21 protein-coding genes are annotated in these 26749 nt (G+C 44.3%); 11 read left to right on the forward strand and 10 right to left on the reverse strand.

What is annotated here, in order from left to right; all coding sequences use genetic code 11:
* The first annotated feature begins 156 nt into the window (after positions 1-156).
* The 3 genes from IAQ59_RS13810 to IAQ59_RS13820 are packed head-to-tail and all read left to right on the forward strand — an operon-like array spanning position 157 to position 4941.
* Positions 157-1602, forward strand: coding sequence for an McrB family protein (locus IAQ59_RS13810; protein ID WP_209331410.1), 1446 nt, complete (start codon positions 157-159; stop codon positions 1600-1602).
* A gap of 8 nt (positions 1603-1610) precedes the next feature.
* The gene (locus IAQ59_RS13815) at positions 1611-2648 is read left to right on the forward strand and encodes a PDDEXK nuclease domain-containing protein (protein ID WP_209331411.1); all 1038 of its coding nucleotides are present in this window, start codon (positions 1611-1613) and stop codon (positions 2646-2648) included.
* A gap of 10 nt (positions 2649-2658) precedes the next feature.
* A complete protein-coding gene (locus IAQ59_RS13820; protein WP_209331412.1) occupies positions 2659-4941 on the forward strand; it encodes a DUF2357 domain-containing protein in 2283 nt (760 codons plus the stop codon).
* A 402-nt stretch (positions 4942-5343) separates the two neighbouring features.
* Here IAQ59_RS13820 and IAQ59_RS13825 read toward each other — a convergent pair whose 3' ends face one another.
* Both IAQ59_RS13825 and IAQ59_RS13830 read right to left on the reverse strand, forming a co-directional pair.
* On the reverse strand, positions 5344-7734 hold the full coding sequence (locus IAQ59_RS13825; protein ID WP_209331413.1) for a ribonucleoside-diphosphate reductase subunit alpha: 2391 nt from the start codon (positions 7732-7734) through the stop codon (positions 5344-5346).
* Between the two features lie 21 nt (positions 7735-7755).
* Positions 7756-8739 (reverse strand): ribonucleotide-diphosphate reductase subunit beta, encoded by a 984-nt coding sequence (locus IAQ59_RS13830; protein WP_209331414.1) that lies wholly within the window; start codon positions 8737-8739, stop codon positions 7756-7758.
* 548 nt (positions 8740-9287) lie between these two features.
* Between IAQ59_RS13830 and rplU the strand changes: the two genes are divergently transcribed.
* From rplU to IAQ59_RS13845, 3 genes are all read left to right on the forward strand, one after another.
* The gene (rplU, locus tag IAQ59_RS13835; protein WP_209331415.1) at positions 9288-9599 is read left to right on the forward strand and encodes a 50S ribosomal protein L21; all 312 of its coding nucleotides are present in this window, start codon (positions 9288-9290) and stop codon (positions 9597-9599) included.
* Between the two features lie 42 nt (positions 9600-9641).
* Complete coding sequence (gene rpmA / locus IAQ59_RS13840) at positions 9642-9902, forward strand: 50S ribosomal protein L27 (protein WP_209331416.1); 261 nt, start codon at positions 9642-9644, stop codon at positions 9900-9902.
* A 510-nt stretch (positions 9903-10412) separates the two neighbouring features.
* Positions 10413-10721 carry an HPF/RaiA family ribosome-associated protein gene (locus IAQ59_RS13845; protein WP_209331417.1) on the forward strand — a complete coding sequence of 103 codons (309 nt, stop codon included), beginning with the start codon at positions 10413-10415 and terminating at the stop codon, positions 10719-10721.
* Positions 10722-10758: 37 nt separating this feature from the next.
* Here the strand turns inward: IAQ59_RS13845 and IAQ59_RS13850 are convergent, their stop codons facing one another.
* The 6 genes from IAQ59_RS13850 to lipB form a co-directional block, all read right to left on the reverse strand.
* Entirely contained in the window at positions 10759-11388 is a 630-nt protein-coding gene (locus IAQ59_RS13850; protein WP_209331418.1) for a rhomboid family intramembrane serine protease, read from the reverse strand.
* 13 nt (positions 11389-11401) lie between these two features.
* Positions 11402-12391, reverse strand: a complete 990-nt coding sequence (locus IAQ59_RS13855; RefSeq protein WP_425342610.1) for a polyprenyl synthetase family protein — start codon at positions 12389-12391, stop codon at positions 11402-11404.
* On the reverse strand, positions 12378-14564 hold the full coding sequence (rnr, locus tag IAQ59_RS13860; RefSeq protein ID WP_209331420.1) for a ribonuclease R: 2187 nt from the start codon (positions 14562-14564) through the stop codon (positions 12378-12380). The genes IAQ59_RS13855 and rnr overlap by 14 nt, the downstream gene beginning before the upstream one ends.
* 60 nt (positions 14565-14624) lie before the next feature.
* Positions 14625-15362, reverse strand: a complete 738-nt coding sequence (locus tag IAQ59_RS13865; RefSeq protein ID WP_209331421.1) for a 3'-5' exonuclease — start codon at positions 15360-15362, stop codon at positions 14625-14627.
* 9 nt (positions 15363-15371) lie between these two features.
* Positions 15372-15773 (reverse strand): hypothetical protein, encoded by a 402-nt coding sequence (locus tag IAQ59_RS13870; RefSeq protein ID WP_209331422.1) that lies wholly within the window; start codon positions 15771-15773, stop codon positions 15372-15374.
* Between the two features lie 160 nt (positions 15774-15933).
* On the reverse strand, positions 15934-16659 hold the full coding sequence (lipB, locus tag IAQ59_RS13875) for a lipoyl(octanoyl) transferase LipB (RefSeq protein WP_209331423.1): 726 nt from the start codon (positions 16657-16659) through the stop codon (positions 15934-15936).
* A 122-nt stretch (positions 16660-16781) separates the two neighbouring features.
* Here lipB and IAQ59_RS13880 point away from each other — a divergent pair, with 122 nt between their 5' ends.
* On the forward strand, positions 16782-17138 hold the full coding sequence (locus IAQ59_RS13880) for a YraN family protein (protein ID WP_209331424.1): 357 nt from the start codon (positions 16782-16784) through the stop codon (positions 17136-17138).
* On the opposite strand, the gene IAQ59_RS13885 is transcribed toward IAQ59_RS13880, so the two are convergent.
* Positions 17135-17986, reverse strand: coding sequence for a toxin-antitoxin system YwqK family antitoxin (locus tag IAQ59_RS13885; protein ID WP_209331425.1), 852 nt, complete (start codon positions 17984-17986; stop codon positions 17135-17137). The two genes, IAQ59_RS13880 and IAQ59_RS13885, sit on opposite strands and share 4 nt — an antisense overlap.
* Before the next feature lie 206 nt (positions 17987-18192).
* Between IAQ59_RS13885 and IAQ59_RS13890 the strand changes: the two genes are divergently transcribed.
* Positions 18193-19395 (forward strand): pyridoxal phosphate-dependent aminotransferase, encoded by a 1203-nt coding sequence (locus tag IAQ59_RS13890; RefSeq protein WP_209331426.1) that lies wholly within the window; start codon positions 18193-18195, stop codon positions 19393-19395.
* Positions 19396-19442: 47 nt separating this feature from the next.
* Positions 19443-20186 (forward strand): glycosyltransferase, encoded by a 744-nt coding sequence (locus IAQ59_RS13895; protein WP_342450705.1) that lies wholly within the window; start codon positions 19443-19445, stop codon positions 20184-20186.
* A 154-nt stretch (positions 20187-20340) separates the two neighbouring features.
* Here IAQ59_RS13895 and IAQ59_RS13900 read toward each other — a convergent pair whose 3' ends face one another.
* Positions 20341-21120: a glycosyltransferase family A protein gene (locus tag IAQ59_RS13900; RefSeq protein WP_209331427.1), complete on the reverse strand. Its 780-nt coding sequence runs from the start codon at positions 21118-21120 to the stop codon at positions 20341-20343.
* A gap of 857 nt (positions 21121-21977) precedes the next feature.
* Between IAQ59_RS13900 and IAQ59_RS13905 the strand changes: the two genes are divergently transcribed.
* Positions 21978-23015, forward strand: coding sequence for a DUF4421 domain-containing protein (locus IAQ59_RS13905; RefSeq protein ID WP_209331428.1), 1038 nt, complete (start codon positions 21978-21980; stop codon positions 23013-23015).
* Positions 23016-23329: 314 nt separating this feature from the next.
* Positions 23330-26725, forward strand: a complete 3396-nt coding sequence (locus tag IAQ59_RS13910; RefSeq protein WP_245189599.1) for a SusC/RagA family TonB-linked outer membrane protein — start codon at positions 23330-23332, stop codon at positions 26723-26725.
* Positions 26726-26749: the final 24 nt, after the last annotated feature.

Below are 26749 nucleotides of genomic sequence, written 5' to 3' on the forward strand. Positions count from 1 at the left end.
GTATCATATCGTAACTGATCAAAAAGAATTAAAATAATAATTTAAATCGAATTGTCTTTATCTATGAAGGTTTTTCAGAAAAAAAATTATAGAGTACAATAGATCATTTTTTCAATAAAGAATCAAATAATTATATTGAGTATATATGAAATAAAAATGAATAATAAAGAAGCATTTAAGGAATGGATTAAGAAAAATATGGGAGTAGGATCAAATGCTGGATCATCATATTTAAAATCTTTAGATTGGCTTTCTGATAGGTTTTATGAAAATGATAAAATCAATAGTAAATCAGTTTATGATATAAATGAAATCGAGTTATTAAAACCCCTTTATTCAGAAATTCTCCAAATCCAAAAGGATGAATCTTCATATATCTTTAACAAAAATGCGCCAGGTTATGGTAGTAAAGGATTCTATTCTGCAAGCCTTGGTAAATATATTGAGTTTTTAGAGCACGAGATTAAAGATAAAGCCGCTCCATATTCAATGAAATTTAATATGACCTCCTTTATTGATGAGTTATATAAATCAGGGTTTCTATATTCAGAGCGCTTTATTTCCAGGTTCACGGCCTCCTTATTAACTAAGCCTTTTATCATCCTCACAGGCCTTTCCGGTTCTGGTAAAACAAAACTGGCTCAAGCTTTTGTGCAGTGGATATGTCAGGACAAAAGCCAATACCGGATTATCCCCGTAGGAGCAGACTGGACCAATAGGGAACCACTATTGGGATACCCAAATGCTTTAAAGCCGGAGGAGTATGTGAAGCCGGATTCTGGGGCCCTTGATTTAATTCTTAGGGCGAATGAAAATCCGGTTTTACCCTACTTCTTGATTCTGGACGAGATGAACCTGAGCCATGTAGAACGCTATTTTGCAGATTTCCTCAGTGTGATGGAATCCAAAGAGGCCATTCCGCTTTATGCAGAGGGCACCGTCGATAATGGTGTACCGTCAAAACTGCCTGTGCCGTCCAATCTGTTTATCATAGGAACTGTCAATATAGACGAAACCACCAATATGTTTAGCCCTAAAGTGCTTGACAGGGCCAATACGATTGAATTCCGTGTGACGGAAAAGGAAATGGAACATTTTCTGGATAATATTCAAGACCTGAACATGGAAGCACTGAATGCTAAAGGTGCCGGTATGGCCGAAAGTTTCTTACAATTGGCAAAAAACAGGATTTTTCCAGAGACTGATAAAAGCGACATAAACAAAACCCTTATCCGGTTCTTTGGTGAACTGAAAAAAACAGGTGCTGAATTTGGCTACCGCAGTGCTTCTGAAATTCTCAGACTGATAAATCAGCTCACGGTGATTGACAAAGAACTTGATGCCAATGCTAAAATGGATATTGCCATTATGCAAAAGTTGTTGCCCAAACTTCACGGCTCCCGCAGAAAACTATGTCCTGTTCTGGAGACGCTAGGCTCTTTCTGTATTATAGGGGATTTAAAAATTATTAAGGAAGTTTTTGAAAAAGAAGATTTCGATTTTAATGGCCCCAATGTATTATATCCTTTGTCTCTGGAAAAGATTGCGCGCATGTACAAAGGAGCAATTGACAACGGATTTACCAGTTTTGCTGAAGCATAAGATGATTAATGGCTAGATCCAACTTAGATATCAGATTTTATTCGCAAATCATTGAGTTGCTTAATGCTGCCAGACAAAATGTAGTTCGGGCAGTAAATCAAACCATGGTTGTGACCTACCATGAAATCGGTAGGATGATTGTAGAAGAAGAGCAAAGTGGCAAGGAAAGGGCCGATTATGGAAGAGAACTTTTGAAGGGTTTATCAGCTAGGCTTACTAAAGAATTTGGCAGGGGGTACTCTGTAGACAACCTTGAAAACATGAGGAGGTTGTATCTTACTTACAAAAAATCCGAAACACTGTCTCGGATTTCTTCGGAGTCAAAATCCGAAACACCGTCTCGGAAATTGAAATCCGCATTCCAGTTAAGCTGGTCCCATTACTTGATACTTATGCGAATTGATCACGACGAGGAACGGCAGTTTTACGAGATAGAGGCCTCTAAAAACCACTGGAGTGTAAGAGAATTGCAGCGACAATTTGATTCCGAATTGTACACGCGCCTGGTTTTGAGCCGTAACACCAAAAAAGTTAAAGAACTTTCTGAAAAAGGTTTGGTAATCGAGCAACCCAAGGATGTAATAAAAGACCCCTATATTTTAGAATTCCTTGGTTTCCCAGAACTCTCATCCTATTCAGAAACTGAGTTGGAAGATCAAATAATCAGCAAACTAGAACATTTTCTTTTGGAACTAGGCAATGGGTTCACTTTTGTGGGGAGGCAGGTTCGGTTTACTTTTGATGAAGAGCATTTTAGAGTTGACTTGGTATTTTACAACAGGATACTGAAGTGTTTTGTGTTGATTGATTTGAAAATAGGCAAACTCAGACATCAGGACTTGGGTCAGATGCAGATGTATGTGAACTACTATGACCGCTTTGTGAAATTGGATGATGAAAACAAGACCGTTGGTATCATTCTGTGTAAAGACAAAAAAGATACAATGGTAGAAATTACCCTGCCTGAAAACAACAAGCAGATTTTTGCCAGTAAATACAAACTGGTGTTGCCCAGCAAAGCCGCGCTGAAGAAGGTAATAGAATGATGCACAAACGGTGAGAGAACTTATTGAAATAACGCTGGATTTAGGTTATATAGAACGTGATCTTTCACTAACAATAAATGAGAGAGCAAACAACACGTTGTTTGTAGTGGAAGATGCTACAGAACATGGTGAAGCTCCCTATCAATTGATAGAAGGCTGTTTTTACGACTACGAATTAAGCAATCCTAACTACTTTTTGGCAGACCCTTATGACAACGTTGTCCAGGCACATAAAAGGGTAAGTCACATCGGCAGAATAGCTCCGAATATATATGTAGGTACCCTTGAAATCCCCATTTTTAGGAAAGATGAAGCAGAGCCAAAAGCAGTAATTCAGTTGGAGGTCCAATCCATAAAATCCGGCTATCGAGACGATTATCGAGATATGTTGGAGTTGATCACAGAAAAATGTACCGACCTAATATTACAGGCTAATTCGCCAGTTTCGCATCATTTTGAAATTAACCATGCCAAAGACAGTCATACGCTTTATCAGAAATTTGCATTCATAAAATCAGTGATCAATACAGATGAATTTGCGGAGGCTATCCACAGGATCGTCACAGCTCCTGTCACCAAATGGACTGAAATATCCGAATACAAAGACATCCGTAATGCCAAAAGATTCTCAAATACCAATGTCAAGGAATTTTTAAAAGGAGGAAACCGGACACGATTACCTGAATCCCATTATTTGAAGAAATTTGGAATAGAGTCGCTTCCTGAAAGGATTACGTCGATTCGTAAAACGGATTCCGTAGATACGCCCGAAAACCGCTTTATCAAACATGCTTTGGAGACTTTTCTGAAGTTCTGCACTGACATCAACGATAAGGCAAAAAAATTTGGGCATCGGAAAACGGAGGGTGAGTCAGAAATGGTGATTCGTGAGCTTGAAAGCCAGTTGCACCATAGCATTTTTAAAGAGATTTCAAAACCAACCACCTTAAAGCTGAACAGTCCAGTGCTCCAACGAAAGGAGGGTTATCGTGAAGTATTGCGGGTATGGCTTATGTTTGAACTAGCCGCCAAACTTATTTGGTCAGGTGGTGATGATATTTACAGTGGAGGTAAAAAAGACATTGCTACTTTATATGAATACTGGCTCTTTTTCAAACTGCTTGACTTGTTTCAAAGCATTTTTGAAATAGAACCCACAGACATATCTGATCTGATAAAAGAAACACCTGATGGCCTGAATCTTCAAATCAAGCAAGGAAAATTCACCGCAATAAGAGGGGTTTTTGATTCCGGATCCAGAAAATTAAATGTCCGGTTTAACTATAACCGTTCCTTCAGCGGAAAGAAAACCTACCCGGATTACGGCAGTTGGACAACAACGCTAAGGCCTGACTACACGCTTTCCCTTTGGCCCTTTGGTATTTCAGAGGCAGAAGCAGAAAAACAGGAGTTGATCGTGCATGTTCACTTTGATGCAAAGTATAAGGTTGCCAATCTAACGGAATTTCTAGACCAAAGCTCTGAAAAGGAATTGGATGAAGAAAAAACCCAAAACCGCAAAGGAATTTATAAAAACGCTGACTTGCTAAAAATGCATGCCTATAAGGATGCTATTCGAAGAACTGGTGGAGCCTATGTCTTGTATCCCGGAGATAAATCCATCAATCAGAAGGGTTTTCATGAAATCATTCCTGGGCTTGGTGCTTTTCCGGTTCGCCCTTCCAAATTAGACAGTGGAATTGGTGAGTTGAAAGGATTTATTCAGGAGATTTTAGAACACTTTATTAACCGCGCATCGCAAAGAGAGAAAATAGCATTAAGATTCTACGAGGTTCATAAAACCGAGCCTAAAGAAGACGATCGGGTTAATGAATTCCTTCCAGAGCCTTATGGAGAAAACAGGGCTTTAATTCCAGATGAAACTTATGTTTTGGTGGGATATTACAAGTCTCAAGAACATTTGGCATGGATAGAAAAAAACAGGAAATACAACTTTAGAACAGGAACTGGGAACGGATCACTGGCTTTGGATTCCCAGGCTGTCAGTTCCAAATTTCTATTGCTCCATAAAGAAGGAGACAAAGACTCCTCTATACTTTGGAAGATAGTAAGTAAAGGGCCAAAAGTGTATTCAAAAAATGATTTACTAAAAATCAGGTACCCAAGCCCTTCCCATGAATTCTATTTGGTTATTGATTTGGAGCCTGTCGTGGACAAAGAGTTGATTGGAAAGACTTGGAAGTTTAAAAACCTTGAAAATTTTAAAAAGGGGAATGCTTCTGCTTTTCCTTTTACCACAAGTCTGGCTGAATTGATCAAGAATAAAGTCTAGCTGGTATGAAGGAAAGATTACTGCAATTGGAAACTGCTTAGATTTCCGGTCAGGCTATCCACCACCCGCTTCACACACATCCCCAGTTCCTTCTTCACCTCAAAATCCCAAAACCGTAGCAGGGTCCAGCCTTTGGACAGGTAATACAGGATGATCTCGCGGTCACGCTGCCTGCTTCGCTGGATTTAGGGGATCAAATAGCAACTGTTGAATATGATCGTGAACGCAAAACCCTAATATGTCCACGAAGTGTACTTATAGAGCCAGAGAAATAATCTATACGCCACCAAGAGGGGCAAGGATCGAGGAACATTTGATGGGGTTGGCGAATAAGTGGAAATATCAAAGCTGTTTACCGATACGATAAACAGCTTTTTTAAAACCTATCTGTTAGTTAATTTCTTAACTACCACACATTTCGCATCCCTCAGGATCATCGAGTGAACAGGCGATGGCTTCCTGATTCTGCTTCTTAGCTTCTTCTGCGGCCACCTCGTTAGGGGTGGCGAGTTGGCTTTTATCTACGGTAAACTGGATCGCACTGGTAGCAGCTTTGGAACGCAGGTAATAAATGCCCGTTTTAAGACCTTTCTTCCAAGAGTAGAAGTGCATGGAAGTAAGCTTGCCAAAATTAGGTTCCTGTAGGAAAAGATTCATACTTTGGGATTGGCAAATATAGGCGCCTCGGTCGGCGGCCATATCGATGATCACTTTTTGCGAAATTTCCCACACCGTCTTATACAGATCCTTCAAATGCTGAGGTATACCCGGAATGTTCTGAATGGAACCGTTAGCAGCGATGATTCGGTTTTTCATACTTTCATTCCACAGGCCTGCTTGGATAAGGTCCTTCAGCAAATGCTTGTTAACCACGATGAACTCTCCAGAAAGTGTCCTTCTCGTGTAAATATTCGAAGTGTAGGGCTCAAAACATTCGTTATTGCCCAATATCTGAGAGGTGGAGGCCGTAGGCATCGGTGCCACCAACAGAGAGTTTCGTACGCCGTACTTTTTCACTTTTTCTTTCAGTTCGGACCAGTTCCATCGGCCAGACTTCGGGGTCACACCCCACAGGTCAAATTGAAACTGACCTTTAGATACCGGCGAACCTTCATAGGTTTCATACGTACCCTGCTCTTTGGCCAGCTCCATGGAAGTTTCCATAGCTGCGTAGTAGATGGTTTCGAAGATATCTTCATTTAAGCCTTTTGCTTCCTCTGAGTCAAAAGGCATGCGCAACATAATAAAGGCATCTGCCAAGCCTTGCACGCCAAGCCCAATGGGACGGTGTCTGAAGTTGGATCTCCTGGCTTCCTCTACCGGGTAGAAATTCACATCGATCACCTTATTCAGGTTTCGAGTGGCCACTTTGGCTACCTCGTATAGGCGCTGATGGTCAAAATATCTTTTGCCATCTTTTCCTTCCACCACAAATTTTGGCAGGGCCAGTGACGCCAAATTACATACGGCTACTTCATCTGGCGAAGTATACTCCAGAATTTCCGTACACAGATTGGATGACTTTATAGTACCGAGATTCTTTTGGTTGGATTTACTGTTGGCGGCATCTTTGTATAGCAGGTAAGGGGTGCCCGTCTCGATCTGAGATTCCAACACCTCAAACCACAGTTCCTGTGCCTTGATGGTTTCTCTGGCCCGGCCTTCCTTTTCGTATTTTTCGTAAAGTCGTTCAAATTCTGCTCCATGGCACTCGGCGAGACCCGGCGCCTCGTTCGGGCAGAAGAGTGACCAATCTTCGTTTGCCTCCACGCGTTTCATAAACAGGTCAGAAACCCAAAGTGCGTAAAACAGATCTCTGGCCCGTAATTCCTCTTTTCCGTGGTTCTTCTTCAAATCGAGGAAATCTTTGATGTCCGCATGCCAAGGTTCCAAATAAACCGCAAAGCTCCCTTTGCGCTTTCCCCCACCCTGATCCACGTAACGGGCGGTCATATCGAAGTTACGAAGCATAGGCACAATACCGTTAGACTTACCGTTTGTTCCCCGAATATAAGAGCCCTTGGCCCTAACATTGTGAATGGAGAGTCCAATGCCGCCTGCAGACTGGGAAATTTTAGCGCATTGCTTTAGGGTATCGTAGATACCATCGATGCTATCGTCCTTCATTGTCAATAGGAAGCAGGAAGACAACTGTGGCTTGGGAGTGCCGGCATTGAACAGGGTGGGAGTAGCGTGGGTAAACCATTTCTGTGACAACAAATGGTAGGTTTCTATCGCGGCTTCCAAATCTTCCTTGTGAATACCAATTGCCACACGCATCAGCATATGCTGTGGACGCTCCACGACTTTTCCGTCTAGCTTTATGAGGTAACTTCGCTCCAATGTTTTGAAGCCAAAGTAATCGTAATCAAAATCCCTATCATAATCGATTACCTCATCAAGGCGGGCGGCGTGTTGCTTCACTATACCGTAGACATCCGGAGCGATCAATGCCGCATTTTCATTGGTAATGGGGTTGATATAGGTATACAGCCGCTTCATCGTATTGGAAAAAGACTGGCTGGTGGTCTTATGTAGGTTTGAAATGGCTATCCGAGCAGCCAAGATGGCATAATCCGGATGCTTTACCGTAAGCGACGCACATACCTCGGCAGCCAAGTTATCCAACTCTGTTGTGGTAACTCCATCGTACAGCCCGTCGATGACTTTCTTGGCGATTTCTATGGGATGGATATACCTGGCATCCAATCCATAGCACAAATTCTCAATCCTTGCGGTGATCTTGTCAAACCTGACTGATTCCCGGCGTCCGTCTCTTTTGATTACTAACATGCTGCTGTCTTTTACTTAAAATTAAAAATCCTCTTCAATGGAAAACTTGCTACCGGATGATGCTACCTCTTTGTTTTTCATCACACCGGCTTTCTGATAATCACCTACCCGCTTCTCAAAGAAATTGGTCTTACCCTGAAGGGAAATCATATCCATAAAATCAAATGGATTTGTACTGTTCCATACTTTGGGGCAACCCAATTCACCCAATAACCTGTCTGCCACAAATTCAATGTATTGGCACATCAGGTCTGCATTCATGCCGATCAACCTTACCGGAAGGGCATCTGTTACAAACTCTTTTTCTATCTCTACCGCATTTTTGATGATCGCAGTGATCTGCTCTACAGGCAGTTTGTTGACTACATGGTTATTGTAAAGATGGCAGGCGAAATCACAGTGCAACCCCTCATCCCGTGAGATCAACTCGTTCGAAAAAGTCAATCCGGGCATTAGGCCCCGCTTTTTTAGCCAGAAAATGGAGCAGAAAGAACCGGAGAAAAAGATTCCCTCTACTGCAGCAAAGGCAATCAAACGCTCCTGGAAATTGCCCTGATCTATCCAACGCAGTGCCCACTCGGCTTTTTTCTTGACGCAATCCAAATGTTCTATCGCATTCAAAAGCTTGTCGCGCTCATCCGGGTTTTTGATGTATGTATCAATCAACAGGCTGTAGGTCTCACTATGGATGTTTTCCATCGCAATTTGGAAACCATAGAAAAACTTCGCTTCGGTGTATTGCACTTCAGAGACAAAATGTTCAGCTAGATTTTCATTCACGATGCCATCACTCGCCGCAAAAAAGGCAAGCACATGGGAAATAAAATGACGCTCGCCATCATTCAAATCCTTCCAGTCGCTTAAGTCCTGTCCGAGATCAATTTCTTCGGCAGTCCAAAAACTCGCCTCTGCTTTTTTATAATATTCCCAAATATCATCGTGCTGAATGGGAAATAATACAAACCTACTGTTGTCTCCTTGTTCTAATATGGGTTCTGTTCTCATGGTAATCTATTTACGTCGTTAAGTTTATGCTCACTCAGCCTCAAGGTTTCACCGCCTGCTAAACTTCCCTTCTGTGCTTATTTAGGTTGACAAATTCGATTCTTCGCCTAGATTTGCGAAAACATCCTAACAAATATGGCTAACATAAACCACAAAACAAAGCGGAGGTTAGCCAAAATTGGCATTTTTTTGACTATTGTTCAACGATACTTAATAAATTGTAAAACAGTAGGATAATAAATATAGAATAAAGTTATGGTTTAATTTAATAGCCGCTGATTTGGCTACTGAAAAAAAACACGTTTTTGACAAAAAAGTTTTCCACAGAAATAATCCACATTTTTTTGACCATTGGTCAGTTCGCAATGAAAATAACCTCCCTGAATAGTTTACAATAAAATGGCACCTTGTGTACGGGTATTGCTAGCGTACATATGCCACCAAATCACATCCATAGACCATTTAATTATCAGCGTTTTATTGTTTTAATCCTAAAAGCTAGCTATATTTGCACCTCAATTTTATAAATCGTATTATTCAACCAGTTTATGTACGCAATAGTTAACATATCCGGTAAGCAGTTCAAAGTAACAAAAGATCAACAGATTTATGCCCCTAAAATGGCTGCTGATGTTGACGCTTCCGTAGAGTTCGATGAGGTTTTGTTGGCAGAAGACAATGGAACGGTATCGATAGGCGCTCCTTTGTTGGATGGTGCCAAAGTGTCGGCCAAAGTGCTGGCGCACGTGAAAGGTGACAAGGTAATTGTCTTCAAAAAAAGACGAAGAAAGGGTTACAAGAAGAAAAACGGTCACAGACAGCAATTCACAAAAATTCAAATCGAAGGTATCACCCTCTAATCCAAAGGGGAAGTATCCGTTAATTCTAAAATATTTTCAATCATGGCTCACAAAAAAGGTGTCGGTAGTTCCAAAAACGGAAGAGAATCGGAAAGTAAACGTCTTGGTGTAAAGAAATTTGGCGGTGAATCAGTTATCGCTGGAAATATCATCATTAGACAGCGAGGTACCAAGCATCATCCTGGTGAAAATGTCGGTCTTGGAAAAGATCATACCATTTTTGCATTGGTAGACGGCAAGGTTAGCTTTCGCAAAAAGTACGACGGTAAATCTTACGTTTCTGTGGTTCCTGCAGAAGCTTAAGACTCATCTTTTACCAATAGTATCCAAAGAGGCTGTCCGAAAAGGGCAGCCTTTTTTATGCCGCTAATTTTCCGGAATATCCGAAAGGCTTCCTGCAGTAAGTTTGGTGATGTTGCCCTCGGCTTACTTCCTGTGTACTCAGGCGAGTCGAACTAACAAGCTATTTTTTTTTGCGTTTCTTTAGTAGGCCATTGTAAATGGTATAAGAGGGCTTGCGAAAGTAAAGGAGGCTACGAATAAAAGGATGCGGCCGATTCTGCACCTGGTCAGGGGATGGGCGGTAGGCTTAAAATGGCACCTTTGACGGTCTCCGCACTTGCAGACTTCCTTGCGCAATGCCCGGTTTCATCTTATGCCAAAGGATATTCTTTTTGATGAATTGTAGCTTCAATTTGAAAATTGGTTTTAACTTTGCGCCAAGCACCTAAACACTTGTTACCGCGTTTTTTTGAAGCGGTAGCTTTCCATAGTCATTTCAACCTATATTATTTAATCATTCAGTAAACATTTATGAATTACACGGAGAATTATAAAGGCATCAAAATCGACGTTCAGGCGGTAAGCTTTGACATCAGCAACGCTGTTCAGGAAGAAATCCGGGCTTCTATAGACAAACTTTCCCGATTTACCCCTAACATCAATGCTGCCGACATTTACTTCAAAACGGAAGGACAGGGCCACACTACTGAGCGAATACTCGGTTTTAGGGTAGGTATTCCGGGTCCTGATGCCTTTGCAGAGGTTAGAGGGGAAAACTGGGTTCCTATGCTGAAAGATGCCGTGGACAAGTTAGTGAGACAACTCCAGAAAGGTAAATAGTTTTCATTACCGAAATCCATCTCAAGCTTCCGGTTTTTTAAAAAAGCCGGAAGCTTTTTAGTTGCTCCAAGAAGTAGGCCCCCTGACTGGGGGAAATCAACAGTACAAAAGTTATTCCAAACAGCGCACCGTACAAATGGGCGTCGTGGTTAATGTTGTCGTCGCCCTGCTTGCCTTTGTAGATGGCATATCCCAGAAACAAAAAGCCTAAAATAAAACCAGGCAAGCAGAAAATGCCGAAGATACAAATATCCGCCAAAGGCATGAGTATGATACTGGCAAACACCATCGCGGCAGTTCCGCCGGACGCACCCAACGCGTGATAGTGCGGATTGTCCTTTTCCTTCCAAAACGTAGGAATATCTGAGACCACGATGGCCACTAGGTAAAACCCCACAAACACCAATGCCCCCAGGCCTGTGCCAAACACGTATCCCAAAAATTGCTCCACTACCTGCCCGAAAAAATAGAAGGTAAACATATTAAATAACAGGTGTACGCCATCCTTGTGGATAAATCCCGAAAGGAGAAAACGGCCATACTCCCCCCGATGCTTGACACGGTAGGGTGTAAACATACTTGCCTCAAGAAAGGAAGGGTTGTTCCAGGCATAATACGAGCTCAAACAGGTCATTGCGATCAAGACCAGAGTCAAGGAAAATTCCATGGGGATGTCGATTTTATTTTTCGCGGTTGATCAAGTCCTCTACCACCGTCCTCAGCAGGGCTAAGGCCTCCTCGTCGGTGGTTTTTAGCTCCGATAGTTGGGAGAATCCTTGGTCAAAATAGCTACGTATCTTCTCCTCGGTGAGCGATCGGATCCCCAGGCTATCGTATATAGCGGTGACCGCCGCCACTTTAGCGGCTTTGTCCGGGTTTTGATCCGCTATCCATCCGGTCAGCTCCTCCTTAACCTTGCCGTGGGAAAGCTCTAATGCTTTGATTAACAGATAGGTCTTTTTGTTGGCGATAATATCACCCCCCACCTGCTTTCCAAATTTGGCCTTATCGGCATATACATCCAACAAATCATCTTTGAGCTGAAAACCAATGCCCACCAACACACCAAAGGTATACAACCGTTCCGCATCCGCTTTCGGGGCGTCTGCTAAGAGCGCCCCAAGCTGTAACGCAAAACCCAAAAGCACCGCTGTCTTTAATCGGATCATTTCGATGTAAGCATCCTCCGACACCACAGATTCGCCTTCAAAATTCATGTCGAGCTGCTGTCCCTCACAAACCTCTGCAGCGGTTCGATTAAACAAGCGAATGGCTTCGGCGAGCTTTCCTTGCGGGGTTTCAAGTAACATATCATAGGCTTTTACCAGCATGACATCACCGGATAAAATCGCCGTATTCGCATTCCATTTCTCATGTACCGTCGGCATGCCCCTTCTCAGCGGCGCCTGATCCATGATATCGTCATGCATAAGTGTAAAGTTATGAAAAACCTCCACTGCCGAGGCCGGTGCCAAGGCACGCTTATAGTCAGCCCTGTAAAGCCTATAAGCCAGCAACACCAAAAGCGGCCGCACCCGCTTTCCTCCCAGCCCCATCAGGTAGGTTATTGGCTGATAAAGCTCCCGGGGATTTTTTCCAAAATCGAACTCCTTAATGTATCCTTCCAGGTCTTCCTGTATGCCAGGTAAAAGTTGCTTAGTTTGCTGCATCATCTACAAATTCCAAATCGATCGTTCTCCTGTCTATGTCGGTTTTCACCACCCGTACGGATACGGTATCCCCCAAGGTTATGATGCGTTTATTTTTGGAACCAACCAATCGCATGTTGCGCTCGTCAAAATCATAGTAATCGTCTGTGATATCCTGCAATCTGACCATGCCCTCGCACTTGGTCTCGGTAATTTCCACATATACTCCCCATTCGGTAACGCCAGTGACAATACCCACGTAATCCTTGTCTTCCGCTAGTTGCATGTATTCTACCTGCTTATACTTGATAGACGCTCGCTCTGCATCTGCCGCCCGCTTCTCTCGTTCGGATGAATGGGTACATTTTTCCTCCCAGGATTGGTTTTCGGAATTCTTGCCGCCATCTAGGTAATGCTGCAAGAGACGGTGCACCATCATGTCCGGATACCTTCTTATGGGAGAGGTAAAGTGCGTATAATGTTTGAACGCAAGGCCAAAGTGGAGCTTTGGCTCTGTGGTATATTTTGCCTTTGCCATACTCCGGATTGCCAATTGTTCCAGTACGTTCTGCTCGGGCTTCCCCACAATTTCATCCATCAACTTATTCAATGTCCTGGACACGGTCCGTTCATCCGTGATGGAGAGTTCGTGTCCAAACTTTCGTGCGAATCCAGCAAATGTGGTTAATTTTTCCAAATCAGGGTAATCATGAATCCGATAAACGAAGGTGTCCTTGCCTTTGTTTCGATTAAACACAAATTCGGCTACTGTCCGATTAGCCAAAAGCATGAACTCCTCGATCATCTTGTGAATATCTTTTCGTTCTTTGATGATCAGTCCCAAGGGCTTTCCCCGTTCATCGAGCTTAAATTTAACCTCTACCGTCTCGAAATTGATAGCTCCCTTTTTAAACCGCTCATAACGAAGCTTTTTGGCCATTTCATTCAGCTCTGTGAGCTCTTTGTAAAAATCTCCGGCCTGCTGATCTATATTTTCTTGTGCCTCTTCGTAGGCAAATCGGCGATCGGAATGAATGATGGTCCTGCCAATCCAGTAATTGAGGACGGCTGCATCGGGGGTCATTTCAAATACACAGGAAAAGGTAAGTTTGTCCTCATTTGGGCGCAAAGAGCATAGTCCATTACTAAGACGCTCCGGCAACATGGGAATAGTGCGGTCCACTAAATAAACCGAAGTGGCCCGGTGATAGGCTTCTCTTTCCAAAAGCGAGTTTGGCCGCACATAATGGGTTACATCGGCAATATGAACCCCCACTTCGTAATTTCCATTTTCTAATTGGCGATAAGAAATGGCATCATCGAAATCTTTTGCATCCGCCGGATCGATTGTAAACGTAGGGACCGCCCTAAAATCCTTTCTATCGGCTATCTCTTCTTTTCCAATCACCTCCGAAATTTGCTCAGCTTCCGCTTCCACTTCGTCAGGATACTCAAAAGGAAGACCAAATTCGGCCATAATTGAATGAATCTCTACCTCGTGCTCTCCGGCCTTGCCCAAAATCCGGATGATCTTACCGCTCGGGTTCTTTTCGCCTTCATTCCAATCGGTGAGTTTCACAACTACCTTCTGATTATGCTGGGCATCCAAGAGATCTGATTTTTTCACGAAAATATCGCGGTGCATTTTTTTGAAATCCGGCACCACAAAGGCAAAGCGAGGAGAAATCTCTACTCTGCCTACAAATTCATCCCTACAGCGGGTAAGTATTTCCACAACTTTACCCTCCCGGCGACCATTCTTTGCCCTTCCAGGATATACCATCACCCGTACAATATCCCCGTCCAATGCATTCTTTAAGTCCTTTTCCTTCACCAAAATGTCATCATCCGCCTTGCCCATATGCTGGGGGATGACAAACGCAAAACGGGCATTTACATAATCAACCTCTCCTTCGATGAACGCGGGATCGCTTGTCGTGCTAAACTCATTGCGGGCATTTTTGGAAACCTTCCCCGCGCTAACCAATTCTACCAAAATTTCCGGTAACGCACGCTTTTCCGATGCATCTCGAAGCCGCAGCTGCTTGCTGAGCTGACGCTCAGAAAACTCCTCGCCAAAGTGGCTCTCTAAAAAATTTAGTACGGTGTGTTTTAACTGAAAGGGGTTTCCACCCCGCTTAGGCCCACCCTTTTTACGATCTCTATAGTTGCTTTTGCCAGATTTTCTTCCCATAAACAAATTCTCAAGGGTTAAAGGTAAAGATTATTATGGTACATAAGAAGGGCTTTGGAACTAATCTTTACCGTCTAGATCCAGATTCAATACACGAAACTCCATATCGCCCGGAAGCCCTTGGTAGGCTAGGTACAGCCTGGCTGTTACCTCTACATCTCGGATACAATAATGGCGAATGCTCTCCAGATCCCCTTGCTTGTAATACACTTCGTTTACCATGCTCCCGTCTATGCCTTCTTTGGAGGTTGGGATATGAAATACTGCAGCCAATAACTCCAGTCGAGTGTAGTGTTTGTAATCGCCAAACTTCCACATCTCCATCGTATCTATATGCCGGATCTCCCAGGGCTTCTTCCCGGCTATGTCCAATACTTCCGGAAGGGGTATGCGGTTTATGAGCATACGCCGGCACAGATAGGGAAAGTCAAACTCTTTGCCATTGTGACCGCAGAGCACCCACCTTTTTTTCTCTAGCAACTGCCGAAAAGCCACTAGGGTGTCGTGTTCGCTTTCCTCGGCAAAGGTTTTGGTTCGGTAGATCAGCTCGTTGTCATCCGCTGCATAGTAAAAAAAGCCTACACCAATGCAGATTATTTTACCAAACTCTGCATAAATGCCGGCCCGCTGGAAGTAAAGCTCCTCGGGTCTGCCCTCCTCCGAAGCAGGCTGATTCCGCATTTTACGAACCCATTCCTCCTGCAGGCGTGAAGGCAATTCCTCCCATCGCTCCGTGGATGATGCCGTCTCTATATCCAAAAACAAAATATCCTGTACCTCTTGAAAAAAATTACCCATAACATACTGTTAAACGTGAAGAACCCCGTACAAATCCAGCTCTGGAATATATCGGATATTTGATGATTCCATACTGCCTTGCACAAATATAAATTTTTTATCGAATATCTGATCCATAATGTAATAGCTTACCCAAAACTCGTTGGTAAGCGAAAAGAGCTTGGGATCAATGGATTCCACCCTCGCAACGGACGTGGCTTCCAACTCCTGAATGAGGTGCCGAAGGGTAGAAGTCTGTTTTCTCTCGCCGCCTAAGTCGCCATATCCTTTAGAGGTAATCATCAATGTGTGCAGGGAAATCAGATTTTTGTTAATGATATATACCGACCAATCTGCTCCGGCTTCCTTTTCTGCCCTGGCAATAGCCATCTTAACCCCGGTTACGGGATGGAAGGGTATGTCTTTCTTCATCTTTTGTAATTGTTTTTTGGTTTTATAATGCCTGGGATGTGGTTGCATACGGTCATTCGTACCTATTGGTGGTATGTACGCTTAATTACCGTTCCTCTGTGAGTCACGCGCCCCATGCTTCTCTGCCGTTGCAAACCCAAATGACCCGAGGAGCCATAAATCAGGCCGTGATTTCCAACTTCATTTCAAAAAGTATCTCCAAGTGCCGCCTCATTTTTACCTTTACTTCCTCCATATCTAGTTGCCTACCTAGCTCTAAGTGAAGTGAGGTTACCGCCTTGTCGGGAATTCCGCAGGGAACAATGTGCCCAAAATACTGCACATCCGCATTGACATTAAGCGCAAAACCATGCATGGTTACCCAGCGGCTGGACTTCACTCCCAGCGCACAAATTTTCCGGGGATTTTGTTGTGCCTTATGGTCCAACCAAACGCCCGTGAGGCCATCGATTCTTCCCGCTTCAAGGCCATACTCGGCCAATGTCAGGATAACCGCCTCCTCAAGAAACCGAAGATACCGATGGATATCGGTGAAGAAATTATCCAAATCCAAAATCGGGTACCCTACCAACTGACCCGGCCCATGGTAGGTGATGTCGCCTCCCCGGTTGATTTTATAAAAAACAGCCCCGTTATCCGTTAGCCCCGCGTCATCCAACAGCAAGTGGCTGCTATCACCGCTCTTACCTAGTGTATATACATGGGGATGTTCTACAAAGATGAGGTAATTTGCAGTTGGGGCTTGTTCTGCTTGGGGCAGCTGACGGTTTTGAATCTTTTGGGCTACGGTTTCAGCAAACAAGTGCTCCTGAAAATCCCAGGTTTCCTTGTAATCTTTGAGCCCTAAATCGATGAATTTTACCGTTTTATTCTTATTTTGGTTCACTGTAGTTCGGTTATCACAGAAAAAGAACAACACCACACATTGGATTGGTTCTGATTTTCCTGCATAAGGCAATAAAAGTAATCAAGCAGATCTTCTTTTAAAACATATATGTCCAAATCACTATGGCAGAGCATCTCGAGAAAGGGAAGGAGGCCGAATGGTTGGCCAAGGAGTGGCTCGAAAACAAAGGATATGAGTTTATCGAAGCCAATTACCGCTACAAACACGCTGAAATCGACCTGATCTTTACCCATAAGGGGATCATGGTATTTGTAGAAGTTAAATTCAGAAGTGGCACAGGCTACGGGTACGCCGAAGAATTTGTCGACTTCCGGAAGCGTCAACTGATCATAAGGGCCGCAGACCATTACATCCATGAAAAAGACTGGCATCGGGATATCCGCTTTGACATAGTGGGGGTGTATAGAGATCGTAACGGTAGCATTGCCTTCCGACATTTTGAGGATGCCTTTTATTAGCCGTCGTTTCGATACACCAAATTGCCTTCTCTATCCCACTCAGCCCGAATATAAGGGCGAAAGTCCCTGGTAAAGGGCTCAGGTTGGTATTGAATCTCCCGCTTTCGAATGAGCTCATCGCCCTTAGTCTCCCAATACTCCGTCCAGAGCCCTACTCGCTCGCCGTAGCGATACTCCCCTATCACCGCTACCTGTCCGCCTGGAAAGAAGTGAAAAAAATTGCCCTCTTCCAAATCGTATTCAATTGGTGTCAAGCGTTCGATTTCCCTATTTTCGCGATTATAATAGGTGATTCTGGAATCTTTGGGCCATCCTTGGTAAAAATGAGACTTGTCCAAAAGCACGCTCTTCGCGTCAAACGCCAGCCATCTGCCATGCTTGGTTCCATAGTAATACATGCCGGTTTCGACGACTACGTTATTTACCCGCTTTTCATAGGGACCGTGTAGCAGTTGGCCTTTTGAGGGATCAAAGTTGCGATCCTTGATGGACTTAGAACGCGAGTCATACCAATAGATATCTCTGATATAAGGGTCTACACGTTGATTTCGTGAAGTGGTATGAAAAAGTTGTAGGGTAGTCTGATCCCGAAAACTGCTTCGAATCATACTTCGGCTTGTCCGCTCGCCGAAATAGAAATTCTTTCGCTCCTTCTTCTTCTTTTGTTTTTTCTTCTCCCTGGTTTCCTCTTCTTGGTCAGAAAACAACAATATGGGAGTAGAGGTAGGCAATAGCCGGCTTTTTTCCACCCCGGAAGAATCTGGGTCCACAACCAGCTCGTCTTGCGCCAAAACTGGTATCACTTGGCATAATAGGAGCACCAACAACATCGCAATGGTTCGCTTCATCTTGAATATAACGGCATTTTCCGGCAAGAAATTTTGTAGATCAAATATATCTCATCAATTTCTCATAAAGGTTTAGAATTCAACGGCAATATACTTAATTTTGCACCCACAATCGAAAAGATTGTCCAATTACCAATATTCCGTTTCCAACAATATACCTAGTTATCAGCCTTGTGACGGCTGTCATTTAAATCTTTCGCATATTCATGAACGCTATTTTATCGGATCGAATCAATGCCATGGAGGAATCTGCCACCTTGGCCATGGCGAAAAAAGCCAGAGAACTCAAAAGTCAAGGTATCAACATCATCAGCCTAAGCTTGGGGGAACCGGACTTTAAAACGCCCCAGCACATACAGCAGGCAGCAAAGGACGCAATAGACGAGGGCAAATATTTCTCCTATCCCCCAGTAGCAGGTTATCAGGATCTCCGGGAGGCCATTGCGGCAAAATTGAGAACAGAGAACCGCATTGCCGAAGCAAAGGCTGAAAATATCGTGGTTTCTACCGGGGCAAAGCATTCGATAGCGAATATTTTCATGTGTATCGTTAACGAAGGTGACGAAGTAGTGATCTTTTCCCCCTACTGGGTTTCTTACTCTGAAATCATCAAATTGGCCGGTGGGGTACCGGTATTGATAGAAGGTACGTTGGAAAACAACTTCAAAGCAACTGCCCAGCAACTCGAAGAAGCCATCACCGAAAAAACCAAAGCGGTCATTTACTCGTCTCCCTGTAACCCTACTGGCTCGGTATTCAGCAAAGAAGAACTGGAAGCCATTGCCGAAGTGGTGAAAAAACGGGACAACATCGTGGTGATAGCCGATGAAATATACGAAAAAATCAATTTTACGGGAGCGCATGCGAGTATCGCCTCCTTTCCTGGCATGTTCGAACGCACCATCACAGTCAATGGTTTTTCAAAGGGCTACGCCATGACCGGCTGGAGAGTGGGCTATATCTGTGCACCTGTGGCCATCGCAAAGGCCTGTGAAAAGTTACAGGGGCAGTTTACTTCCGGCGGTACGGGAATTGCCCAACGGGCTGCGCTGGCAGGTATTGTTGGAGACCAAGCTCCCACCAAGGAGATGGAAGCCGCCTACCTAAAAAGAAGAGACCTAGTGCTCGACTTACTTCGGGACATCCCCGGGATTAAGACCCATGTACCCGAAGGCGCATTTTATTTCTTCCCGGACGTAACGGCCTTTTTCGGCAAAACAGACGGGGAAATGACCATTGGCACCGCAGATGACTTCTGTCTGTACATTCTCAAAGAAGCACACGTATCTTTGGTAACAGGAGAAGCTTTTGGCGCGCCTAACTGCGTTCGGCTTTCGTACGCCGCTTCTGAAGAAGAACTCAAAGAAGCACTTAAGAATATCAAAGAAGCTGTTCTTAAGCTAAAATAATTCATGATAATCCTTGGGTGCCGATAGCCGGCGGACTGAAAAAAACAGTGCGATGTGCTATCGGCTCCTTTTTTCCCTCTCCCATGCCTGCACTCGTCATCACACCGGTAAAGGATGCGCTAGGCGCAACCTTGACAACCATTGAAGCCATACAGTCGGGCGAATTACCTCTGGAATACCGCGTATATAACGACTATAGCTCTCCGGAAACGGAGAAGGGACTGGAGAAAGCTGCCAAGCAACACAAGTTTCAACTTATTCACCTTCGGGATCTGACAGATGCGCCCTCGCCCAACTACAAAACGGTCCTACAGCACGCTCAAAAATATGCATTGGCACAGAACCTCTCCCTAATCATCGTAGAATCCGATGTGACGGTAAAGAAGGATACGCTCTCCAAGCTGATTGCATTTAGCGAGCAACATCCAAGTACCGGACTGGTAGGCGCAGTCACCGTAGACGAGCAAAACAAGGTAAATTTTCCTTACCTTAAGTTTAAGGACGAGAAAGCCTCCTTGATCAATACCAAGCGAAGCTTGAGTTTTTGTTGCACACTGCTTAGCAACCGTTTTTTGCATTCCTATGACTTTTCCCATCTCGATACTTCAAAGGATTGGTTTGACACACATATCTCCAAAAAATCGTTGGAAAATGGTTTTGAAAACGTTGTGCTAATGGACACTAGAGTGCTGCACCGCCCGCACGGAAGTCGGCCATGGAAACAACTCAAGTATACCAATCCGGTCAAATACTACCTGAACAAGTTTTTTAAGGGAAGAGACAAAATTTAGTAATTGAGAATTCGATAGTCATTGGCGGGTAAGACAGCAGGTGGTAATAGATCGGGGACTTTACGGGATTAAAAACAGCACCTGGTCTTATTTTTTAGCAAATTCCCTCTCAAACCCACGAAGTGGCATTTTGATTGTACCGATCCGTCCCTTTTTAGTGGCGTATTAGCAGCCAGTTTTCTAGCGTATTAATAAGCTTTGACCATGTTTTGCTTTTTCGAATCGGTCCGTTAAGATGCTGATATATAAAATCCCGGTGTTTGTCATTGATAAATCGATAGGTCCGTTGCCGGGCCTGTCTGTCTACTGACTTACGCCGAGAACCTCCCCGTATGCGGTAATAAAACCCGGTAAAGGGCAACTTAATCACCTCGCCGGTATCCTTCAGCATGGCGATCCAAAATTCCCAGTCCTCAAACCCCCAGGTCATTTCCTCGGCGTACCCTCCTATGGCTTCCCAATCTCGCTTGCGGTACATGGCAGAAACAAAAATCATATTACCCTGGGCCAGTTGTGCCCGACTAAAAGGCTTGAGCTTCCAAGGCCCGGTTTTAGCACCGAACTTGTCCGCCTCACAGTACACTACTTTGACCTCCGGCCTATGTTGCAAAACCTCCACCGCTTCTCGGATATAATGGCTTGCTATCAGGTCATCGGCATCCAAAGGAAGAATGTAGACCCCCCTCGCATAGCGTATGGCCGCATTCCTTGCCGCTGATGGTCCCGCATTGGGCTGGCTAAAAAAGTGAATCCAAGCATGTGTTGCGGCAAGTTCCTTTGCTATTTTAGGCGATTGGTCTGTTGACCCGTCATCTACAATGACCCACTCCATAGGAGCGTAGTCTGAAGAAACCAATGATTGGGCTGTTTCCTCCAAAAAAGCTTCTTGATTATACAATGGTGTTATGACGCTTACCAGCGGGGATTCTTCCATACCTAAGAATTGACCTCAAAATTAATCATTCTATATGATTAATTGCGAATGGATGAAACATCATGCGTTGGATTCGAAGACCCCATTTAATGCTAAAATTATTACTATCAAAAGATTTTATTAAATGCTGTGAAAAAAGTCAAAATTTGCAATCCATTTTCTATCAATATCTAAAAAGTGCAAAATTAACAATCGTTTTCGTAGACTCCTCTATTCATGTTTATATAACTAATTCATTGACAATCACATATAATGTCTAAGGGCGATCGCAAAAGCCTTCCAAACAGAATCACATTTCCGTACGCTATTTCGGTTAAATTGGTTGGTATCTAACGCATGAGTTACGTACACAATTGACGGAAATCACTTTGTAATTATTTCATTAAATTATCAAAAATTAGCGAGATCTTATCTTTGTTTTGTAAGGAAAAAAATTTGTACCTTTGTGTTGGGTGATTAAGCAACTTTTTCTACTAATTACTTTTCTTTGGAATTTGGATGGAGGGAACATTGGCTTAATTTTTTTTACCTCCAAATTTTAAACCGTATACAAAGTCCGTGCCTAGTAATGCATGTATTCATTGTGTAACTTTATCCTATGAAATCGAGCCTGCCTAGCGGACAGTCAAAAATAATGCGAGCGACACACACTGGGATGCCCCGATAGCTATCGGGGCAAACATACGACCTGCCTGACGGTAGGCAGGGATTTCATCCCGATAAACCGGGACTAAGTTGTGACCACTGAAAAACAATTATAGACACATGAAATCGAGCACGACGCAAGCGACACACGGAGGAACGATTGTAATACGTGCGAGATTCCATCTGACCGCTTAAAGACAAATTATAAACAGATGAAAAGCTATTTTTTCAGTCTTCTATTGGCAGTAATCAGTGGGTTGGTTTCAGGAACGGCTTTTGGCCAGCAGGATACGCTAAATACGTATTACGAAACGTTTCCGAAAAAAATCACCGGACGGTATTACTTCTCCAGGAAATACACGGCGTTGGAGATACAGGATCCGGGAACCGGCTATCGTTACCGCTTCGAACCCCGTTCCACGTTAAACATGGGAGTCGGGGCAACTTATCAAAACCTCACCCTAAACTTGGCATATGGGTTTGGGTTCCTGAATCCAGATTTAGGGCAGGGAGATAGCAAATACCTCGACCTTCAGGCCCACATATACCCCAAAAATTTCGTCATTGACTTTTTCGGGCAGTTTTACCGCGGATATCACGTTGATGGGCGGGAATCCAAGATCCCCGAACCGGAACGATTTGTCGTACTCCCGGATATGAAGGTCAGAAAGATCGGCGCATCCATCCAATACTTATTCAACGGCGAAAGGCTATCTCTTCGAGCTGCCTTCCTGCAAAACGAATGGCAAAAAAAGTCCGCCACCAGTATGCTTCTTGGGTTTGAGATGTATGGAGGGCACGCCTCCAACGAAGCGGGGATACTGACTTCATCGATAATAAATCAGCAAGAGGGACGTTTCCAACATATCCGCTTTTTTGAGTTCGGTCCAAATCTTGGATATGTCGGCACCCTGGTTATTGCAAAACGTTTCTTCCTTACCGGCTCGATCAGCAGCAATCTAGGCCTTGGTTACCTTTCCGCATCCGATCAGGGAATTAGGAACTCCTCCTGGCAGCTGAATCCCAACGTATTCCTTCGCGGCTTTGCCGGGTACAACAACAAAGCCTGGTCGATAAATGTAAACTATGTCCTGAACCAAGTACGACTACCGAACACTGCCGGATTGAATCCCTCCCTATTCACCGGAAATTACCGGTTTAATTTTATTTACCGCTTTGATCCTGGACCAAAGATAAAGCGGTATTTAAACTGGATTGAAGATAAACGGAATGCCGTGCTGAAAAGATAAATACCCTATAAGTCTGCTCGCTTACATAAAATTGAATTGTTCCTTAGTTTCATTTTTCATAACGTTTACTGCTTATAACTAACACTTTTTTAGCCAAAAAAACATTTTGTTAACATTCTATTTACAATATCTTAAAGCGATCTATTCTGTCAAAAGGAATATTCTGGGCTAAAGGCCTGTTTTTTTCAAAATTTTTACCTGTTATTAGTGGTATGAATATTTCCTTTTTTAGTATTCATCGTAGGGAAAATTAGTTAACCACACCAATATGCTTTATGGGAAAACACTTTACACTTGCTAAAAGGCCACTCACTATGGCGCTCATTGCGCTGTTAGGCCTGTTCTATTTGACGGACGCTTATGCCCAAACCCGGCGAATATCCGGAAAAGTTACGTCTAAAGAAGAGACGATGGGAATTCCCGGCGTCAATGTGCTCATTAAGGGGACGCAGGTAGGCACTGCGACGAACATCGATGGGGACTTCTCTCTGGACGTACCGGACAACAACACCGTACTGATCTTTTCTTATATTGGTTTCCAAAACCAGGAAATCACCGTAGGCAATCGGTCGGTCATTAATGTGGAACTTGTCCAAGATGAAGGCACGTTGGGTGAAGTGGTGGTTACTGCCTTGGGCATACGCCGGGAGGAAATATCCTTGGGTTATTCCATTGAACGGGTAGGAGGGGATGAAATGACCCGTGTTGCCCAAGAAAGCTTTTTGAATGCCATGGCCGGAAAAGTGGCTGGTGCCACCATCAGCAGCACCGGTGGGACCGGTTCCTCAGTCAGCATGGTGATCCGGGGGGCGACCTCTTTGAATTCGGACAACCAACCACTCTTCGTGGTAGACGGCGTGCCAATAGCCAACACGTTGAACAACGTATCGTCTTTTGGGAATGAAAACCGGGTGGATTATGGTAACGCCATTTCCGGCCTAAATCCTGATGACATTGCGGAAATCACCATCTTGAAAGGCCCTAGCGCAGCAGCGCTCTATGGATCACGTGCCGGTAACGGTGTGGTGCTAATCACTACCAAAAGTGGTAAAGTAGATAGATTGACCGTAAATGTAAGCTCCAATACCGTTTTTGATGTGCCCTTTAAATACCTTAAGTGGCATTCTCGGTTTGGCTCCGGACAGTTTTCGGCGATTCCACCCGATATCAGCGGAACACCTTTATCAAATCCCTTTGGAGCATTGGTACAGGAGAACGTGAACGCGGCTTTTGGTGCCGAGCTGGACAGAGGCTATATGGCACCACAGTGGAACAGCCCACTGGATGAACAGGGGCGCCCCATTCCCATGGAATTGGTGTCCCACCCGAATAATGTGCAAAACTTTATGCAAACGGGAATCACCACCACCAATGGATTCTCGGTATCAAACAGTACGCAATCCATGAACTACCGTATCTCCTACGGAAACATGCAAAACAGGGGCATCATACCCAATTCAGACCTCTTCCGGAATACAATAAATATCAATTCATCTGTAAAGCTCAACGACAAGCTGACACTGAGCACCAACTTGGACGTAAGCCGAAACAATTCGAATAACCGACCTGCCGGTGAACGAGGTACCAATCCCCTGCAATGGGTGTACGAAACCTCACCGCATATCAACATCCTAGACCTAAAGGATTATTGGATGCCCGGTCAGGAAGGGTTACAGCAACGCAGTCCGGATGCAAGTTTCCCTACCCGTACCATCAACAATCCCTACTTTCTGGCAAATGAGGTGAACAACAGTTTCAACCGGGATCGGGTATTTGGAAACATCAAAGCGGACTGGCAGATCTCTCCAAGCGTAAGTGCCTTTGTGCGGTATGCGCTTGATACCTATAGTGAAACCCGGGAAAGCAAAATTGCCAATAGCTACACCCAAGAGCTACAAGGTGCTTATGGCATATCCGAGCTGAATGGCTTCGAAAGTAACGCAGACTTTTTGGTATCCTATAATAAAGATGTAAACAACTTTGGCATCACACTCTCAGGTGGCGGCAACATGCGGTACCAAAATGGCAGCAACATCACCGTATCCTCCCGTCCCGGTGCGGGCCTCATTGTCCCGGGGGTGTATACCGTTCAGAATATTGCCCAAGATAATGTGCAATACTCCAACTCCCGATTTGAGCGTGGAATCAACAGTTTGTATGCCTTGGCAAACCTGTCTTATAATGACATGATTTACCTTGACCTTACGGCCCGAAACGACTGGTCCAGTACGCTGCCCAATGCCGAGCCCTATTTCTATCCGTCCGCATCCCTAAGTTTGCTGGTTAATGAAATGGTCAATATGCCGACTTCCGTAAGTCTCTTCAAGCTGCGGGGCGGATATGCGCAGGTTGGGAACGACGCCAATCCTTACCGCTTGATTGCCATGCTCTCCAATGCCGGCGCTTGGGGAAATCTGCCTCGTTTGACCTTACCATCCACCCTTCTAAACCCGACCTTGAAACCGGAGATCGCAAGCTCCTATGAAGCGGGTCTTGATTTCCATCTTTTCAATGGCCGTGTTCGGTTCGCAGGTACTTATTACGTGATGGAAAACGAAAACCAAATACTGAGCACGTTAATGCCCCCATCCACCGGGTACACGGGAAAGAATATAAACGCCGGCCTTCTACGTAGTAAGGGCATTGAGCTTACGTTGGGGTCTACCATTGTGGAAAACAGAAACTGGCGATGGGACGTGAATGTTAACTTAACCAGAAACCGAACCCGAATCCTTGAACTCTCCGATGACTTGCCCTATTACACCCTATGGACAGATGCAAGAGGGGGTGCTTGGACCTATGTAGGCGATGAGATCGGTGACATCTACGACGCAGAGGTGATCACCGTGGAAGATCCCAATTCCGAGTATTTTGGATTTCCTATCTTGAACCCCCAAAGTGGCAAATGGCAAGATGTGGCTGCCCAAAATACCCGAAATAGAATCGGAAATTTTAATCCAAGGTTTATCCTAGGTGGTCAGAGCTCTCTTTCGTACAAAAACTTCCACTTGAATTTTACCTTTGATTGGAGAAATGGGGGTGACTTTGTGTCCCAAACTTACCGATGGGGCGAAGAACACGGCAGATCTCAGATCTTCTTGGATAAATTGATCAACCCGGGCGATATGCAAGGAAGAGAGCTTAGAGACTATTTGATTGCAAACAAGGACCAAATGATACTAATGAACGGCAACAACTTCCCGCTTGTCGGTGGGCCCACCCCTGATTTCAATGGCTATCCCTTTACCTTTGGACCCTTTACCTTGCCCTATGGTGGCGTGTTTATCCCAGGTGTATATGCGACTGCTTTTGATGAGAACGGAAACCCTACTGAGTTTGCCGAAAACCTAGGGGAAAACATTGGTCAACCTGGAGGTACAGTCACCATGCCGTTTGCCGGAAGTACCGCTTGGAGCTTTACTAGGGCCTTCCTGTTTCCGGCATCCTTTGTGAAACTTCGGGAAGTGTCCTTCGGAATGGATCTTCCTGCCCGTATCACCAGTGCATTGAAGATGCAGAACCTGAATTTCTCCGTGTATAGCCGTAACATCATCCTATGGACTGCTGCCAAAATCAACATCGATCCGGAGATGGCTTTCCAACCACAGGCAGGTGTAGAAGCAGGAACCCAGTTCAAACAAGGGATCGAACGTTGGAACGTCAATCCTTGGGTGATGCCAATTGGTTTCAAAATAAATGCTACGTTTTAATCATCCGATTACAACCTAAAATGA

Origin of the sequence: Lunatimonas salinarum (genome assembly GCF_017811155.1) — a bacterium.
Classification (GTDB): Bacteria; Bacteroidota; Bacteroidia; order Cytophagales; family Cyclobacteriaceae; genus Lunatimonas; species Lunatimonas salinarum.

Excerpts from the sequence above, each read along its gene's own strand:
- IAQ59_RS13810 (WP_209331410.1), top strand. The coding sequence starts at position 157 with ATGAATAATAAAGAAGCATTTAAGGAATGGATTAAGAAAAATATGGGA.
- IAQ59_RS13880 (WP_209331424.1), top strand. The coding sequence starts at position 16,782 with ATGGCAGAGCATCTCGAGAAAGGGAAGGAGGCCGAATGGTTGGCCAAG.
- IAQ59_RS13910 (WP_245189599.1), top strand. The coding sequence starts at position 23,330 with ATGGCGCTCATTGCGCTGTTAGGCCTGTTCTATTTGACGGACGCTTAT.
- IAQ59_RS13870 (WP_209331422.1), bottom strand. The coding sequence starts at position 15,773 with ATGAAGAAAGACATACCCTTCCATCCCGTAACCGGGGTTAAGATGGCT.
- IAQ59_RS13815 (WP_209331411.1), top strand. The coding sequence starts at position 1,611 with ATGGCTAGATCCAACTTAGATATCAGATTTTATTCGCAAATCATTGAG.
- rnr (WP_209331420.1), bottom strand. The coding sequence starts at position 14,564 with ATGGGAAGAAAATCTGGCAAAAGCAACTATAGAGATCGTAAAAAGGGT.
- IAQ59_RS13845 (WP_209331417.1), top strand. The coding sequence starts at position 10,413 with ATGAATTACACGGAGAATTATAAAGGCATCAAAATCGACGTTCAGGCG.
- IAQ59_RS13850 (WP_209331418.1), bottom strand. The coding sequence starts at position 11,388 with ATGGAATTTTCCTTGACTCTGGTCTTGATCGCAATGACCTGTTTGAGC.
- IAQ59_RS13900 (WP_209331427.1), bottom strand. The coding sequence starts at position 21,120 with ATGGAAGAATCCCCGCTGGTAAGCGTCATAACACCATTGTATAATCAA.
- rpmA (WP_209331416.1), top strand. The coding sequence starts at position 9,642 with ATGGCTCACAAAAAAGGTGTCGGTAGTTCCAAAAACGGAAGAGAATCG.
- rplU (WP_209331415.1), top strand. The coding sequence starts at position 9,288 with ATGTACGCAATAGTTAACATATCCGGTAAGCAGTTCAAAGTAACAAAA.
- IAQ59_RS13885 (WP_209331425.1), bottom strand. The coding sequence starts at position 17,986 with ATGAAGCGAACCATTGCGATGTTGTTGGTGCTCCTATTATGCCAAGTG.
- IAQ59_RS13825 (WP_209331413.1), bottom strand. The coding sequence starts at position 7,734 with ATGTTAGTAATCAAAAGAGACGGACGCCGGGAATCAGTCAGGTTTGAC.
- IAQ59_RS13865 (WP_209331421.1), bottom strand. The coding sequence starts at position 15,362 with ATGGGTAATTTTTTTCAAGAGGTACAGGATATTTTGTTTTTGGATATA.
- IAQ59_RS13830 (WP_209331414.1), bottom strand. The coding sequence starts at position 8,739 with ATGAGAACAGAACCCATATTAGAACAAGGAGACAACAGTAGGTTTGTA.
- IAQ59_RS13855 (WP_425342610.1), bottom strand. The coding sequence starts at position 12,391 with ATGCAGCAAACTAAGCAACTTTTACCTGGCATACAGGAAGACCTGGAA.
- IAQ59_RS13905 (WP_209331428.1), top strand. The coding sequence starts at position 21,978 with ATGAAAAGCTATTTTTTCAGTCTTCTATTGGCAGTAATCAGTGGGTTG.
- IAQ59_RS13890 (WP_209331426.1), top strand. The coding sequence starts at position 18,193 with ATGAACGCTATTTTATCGGATCGAATCAATGCCATGGAGGAATCTGCC.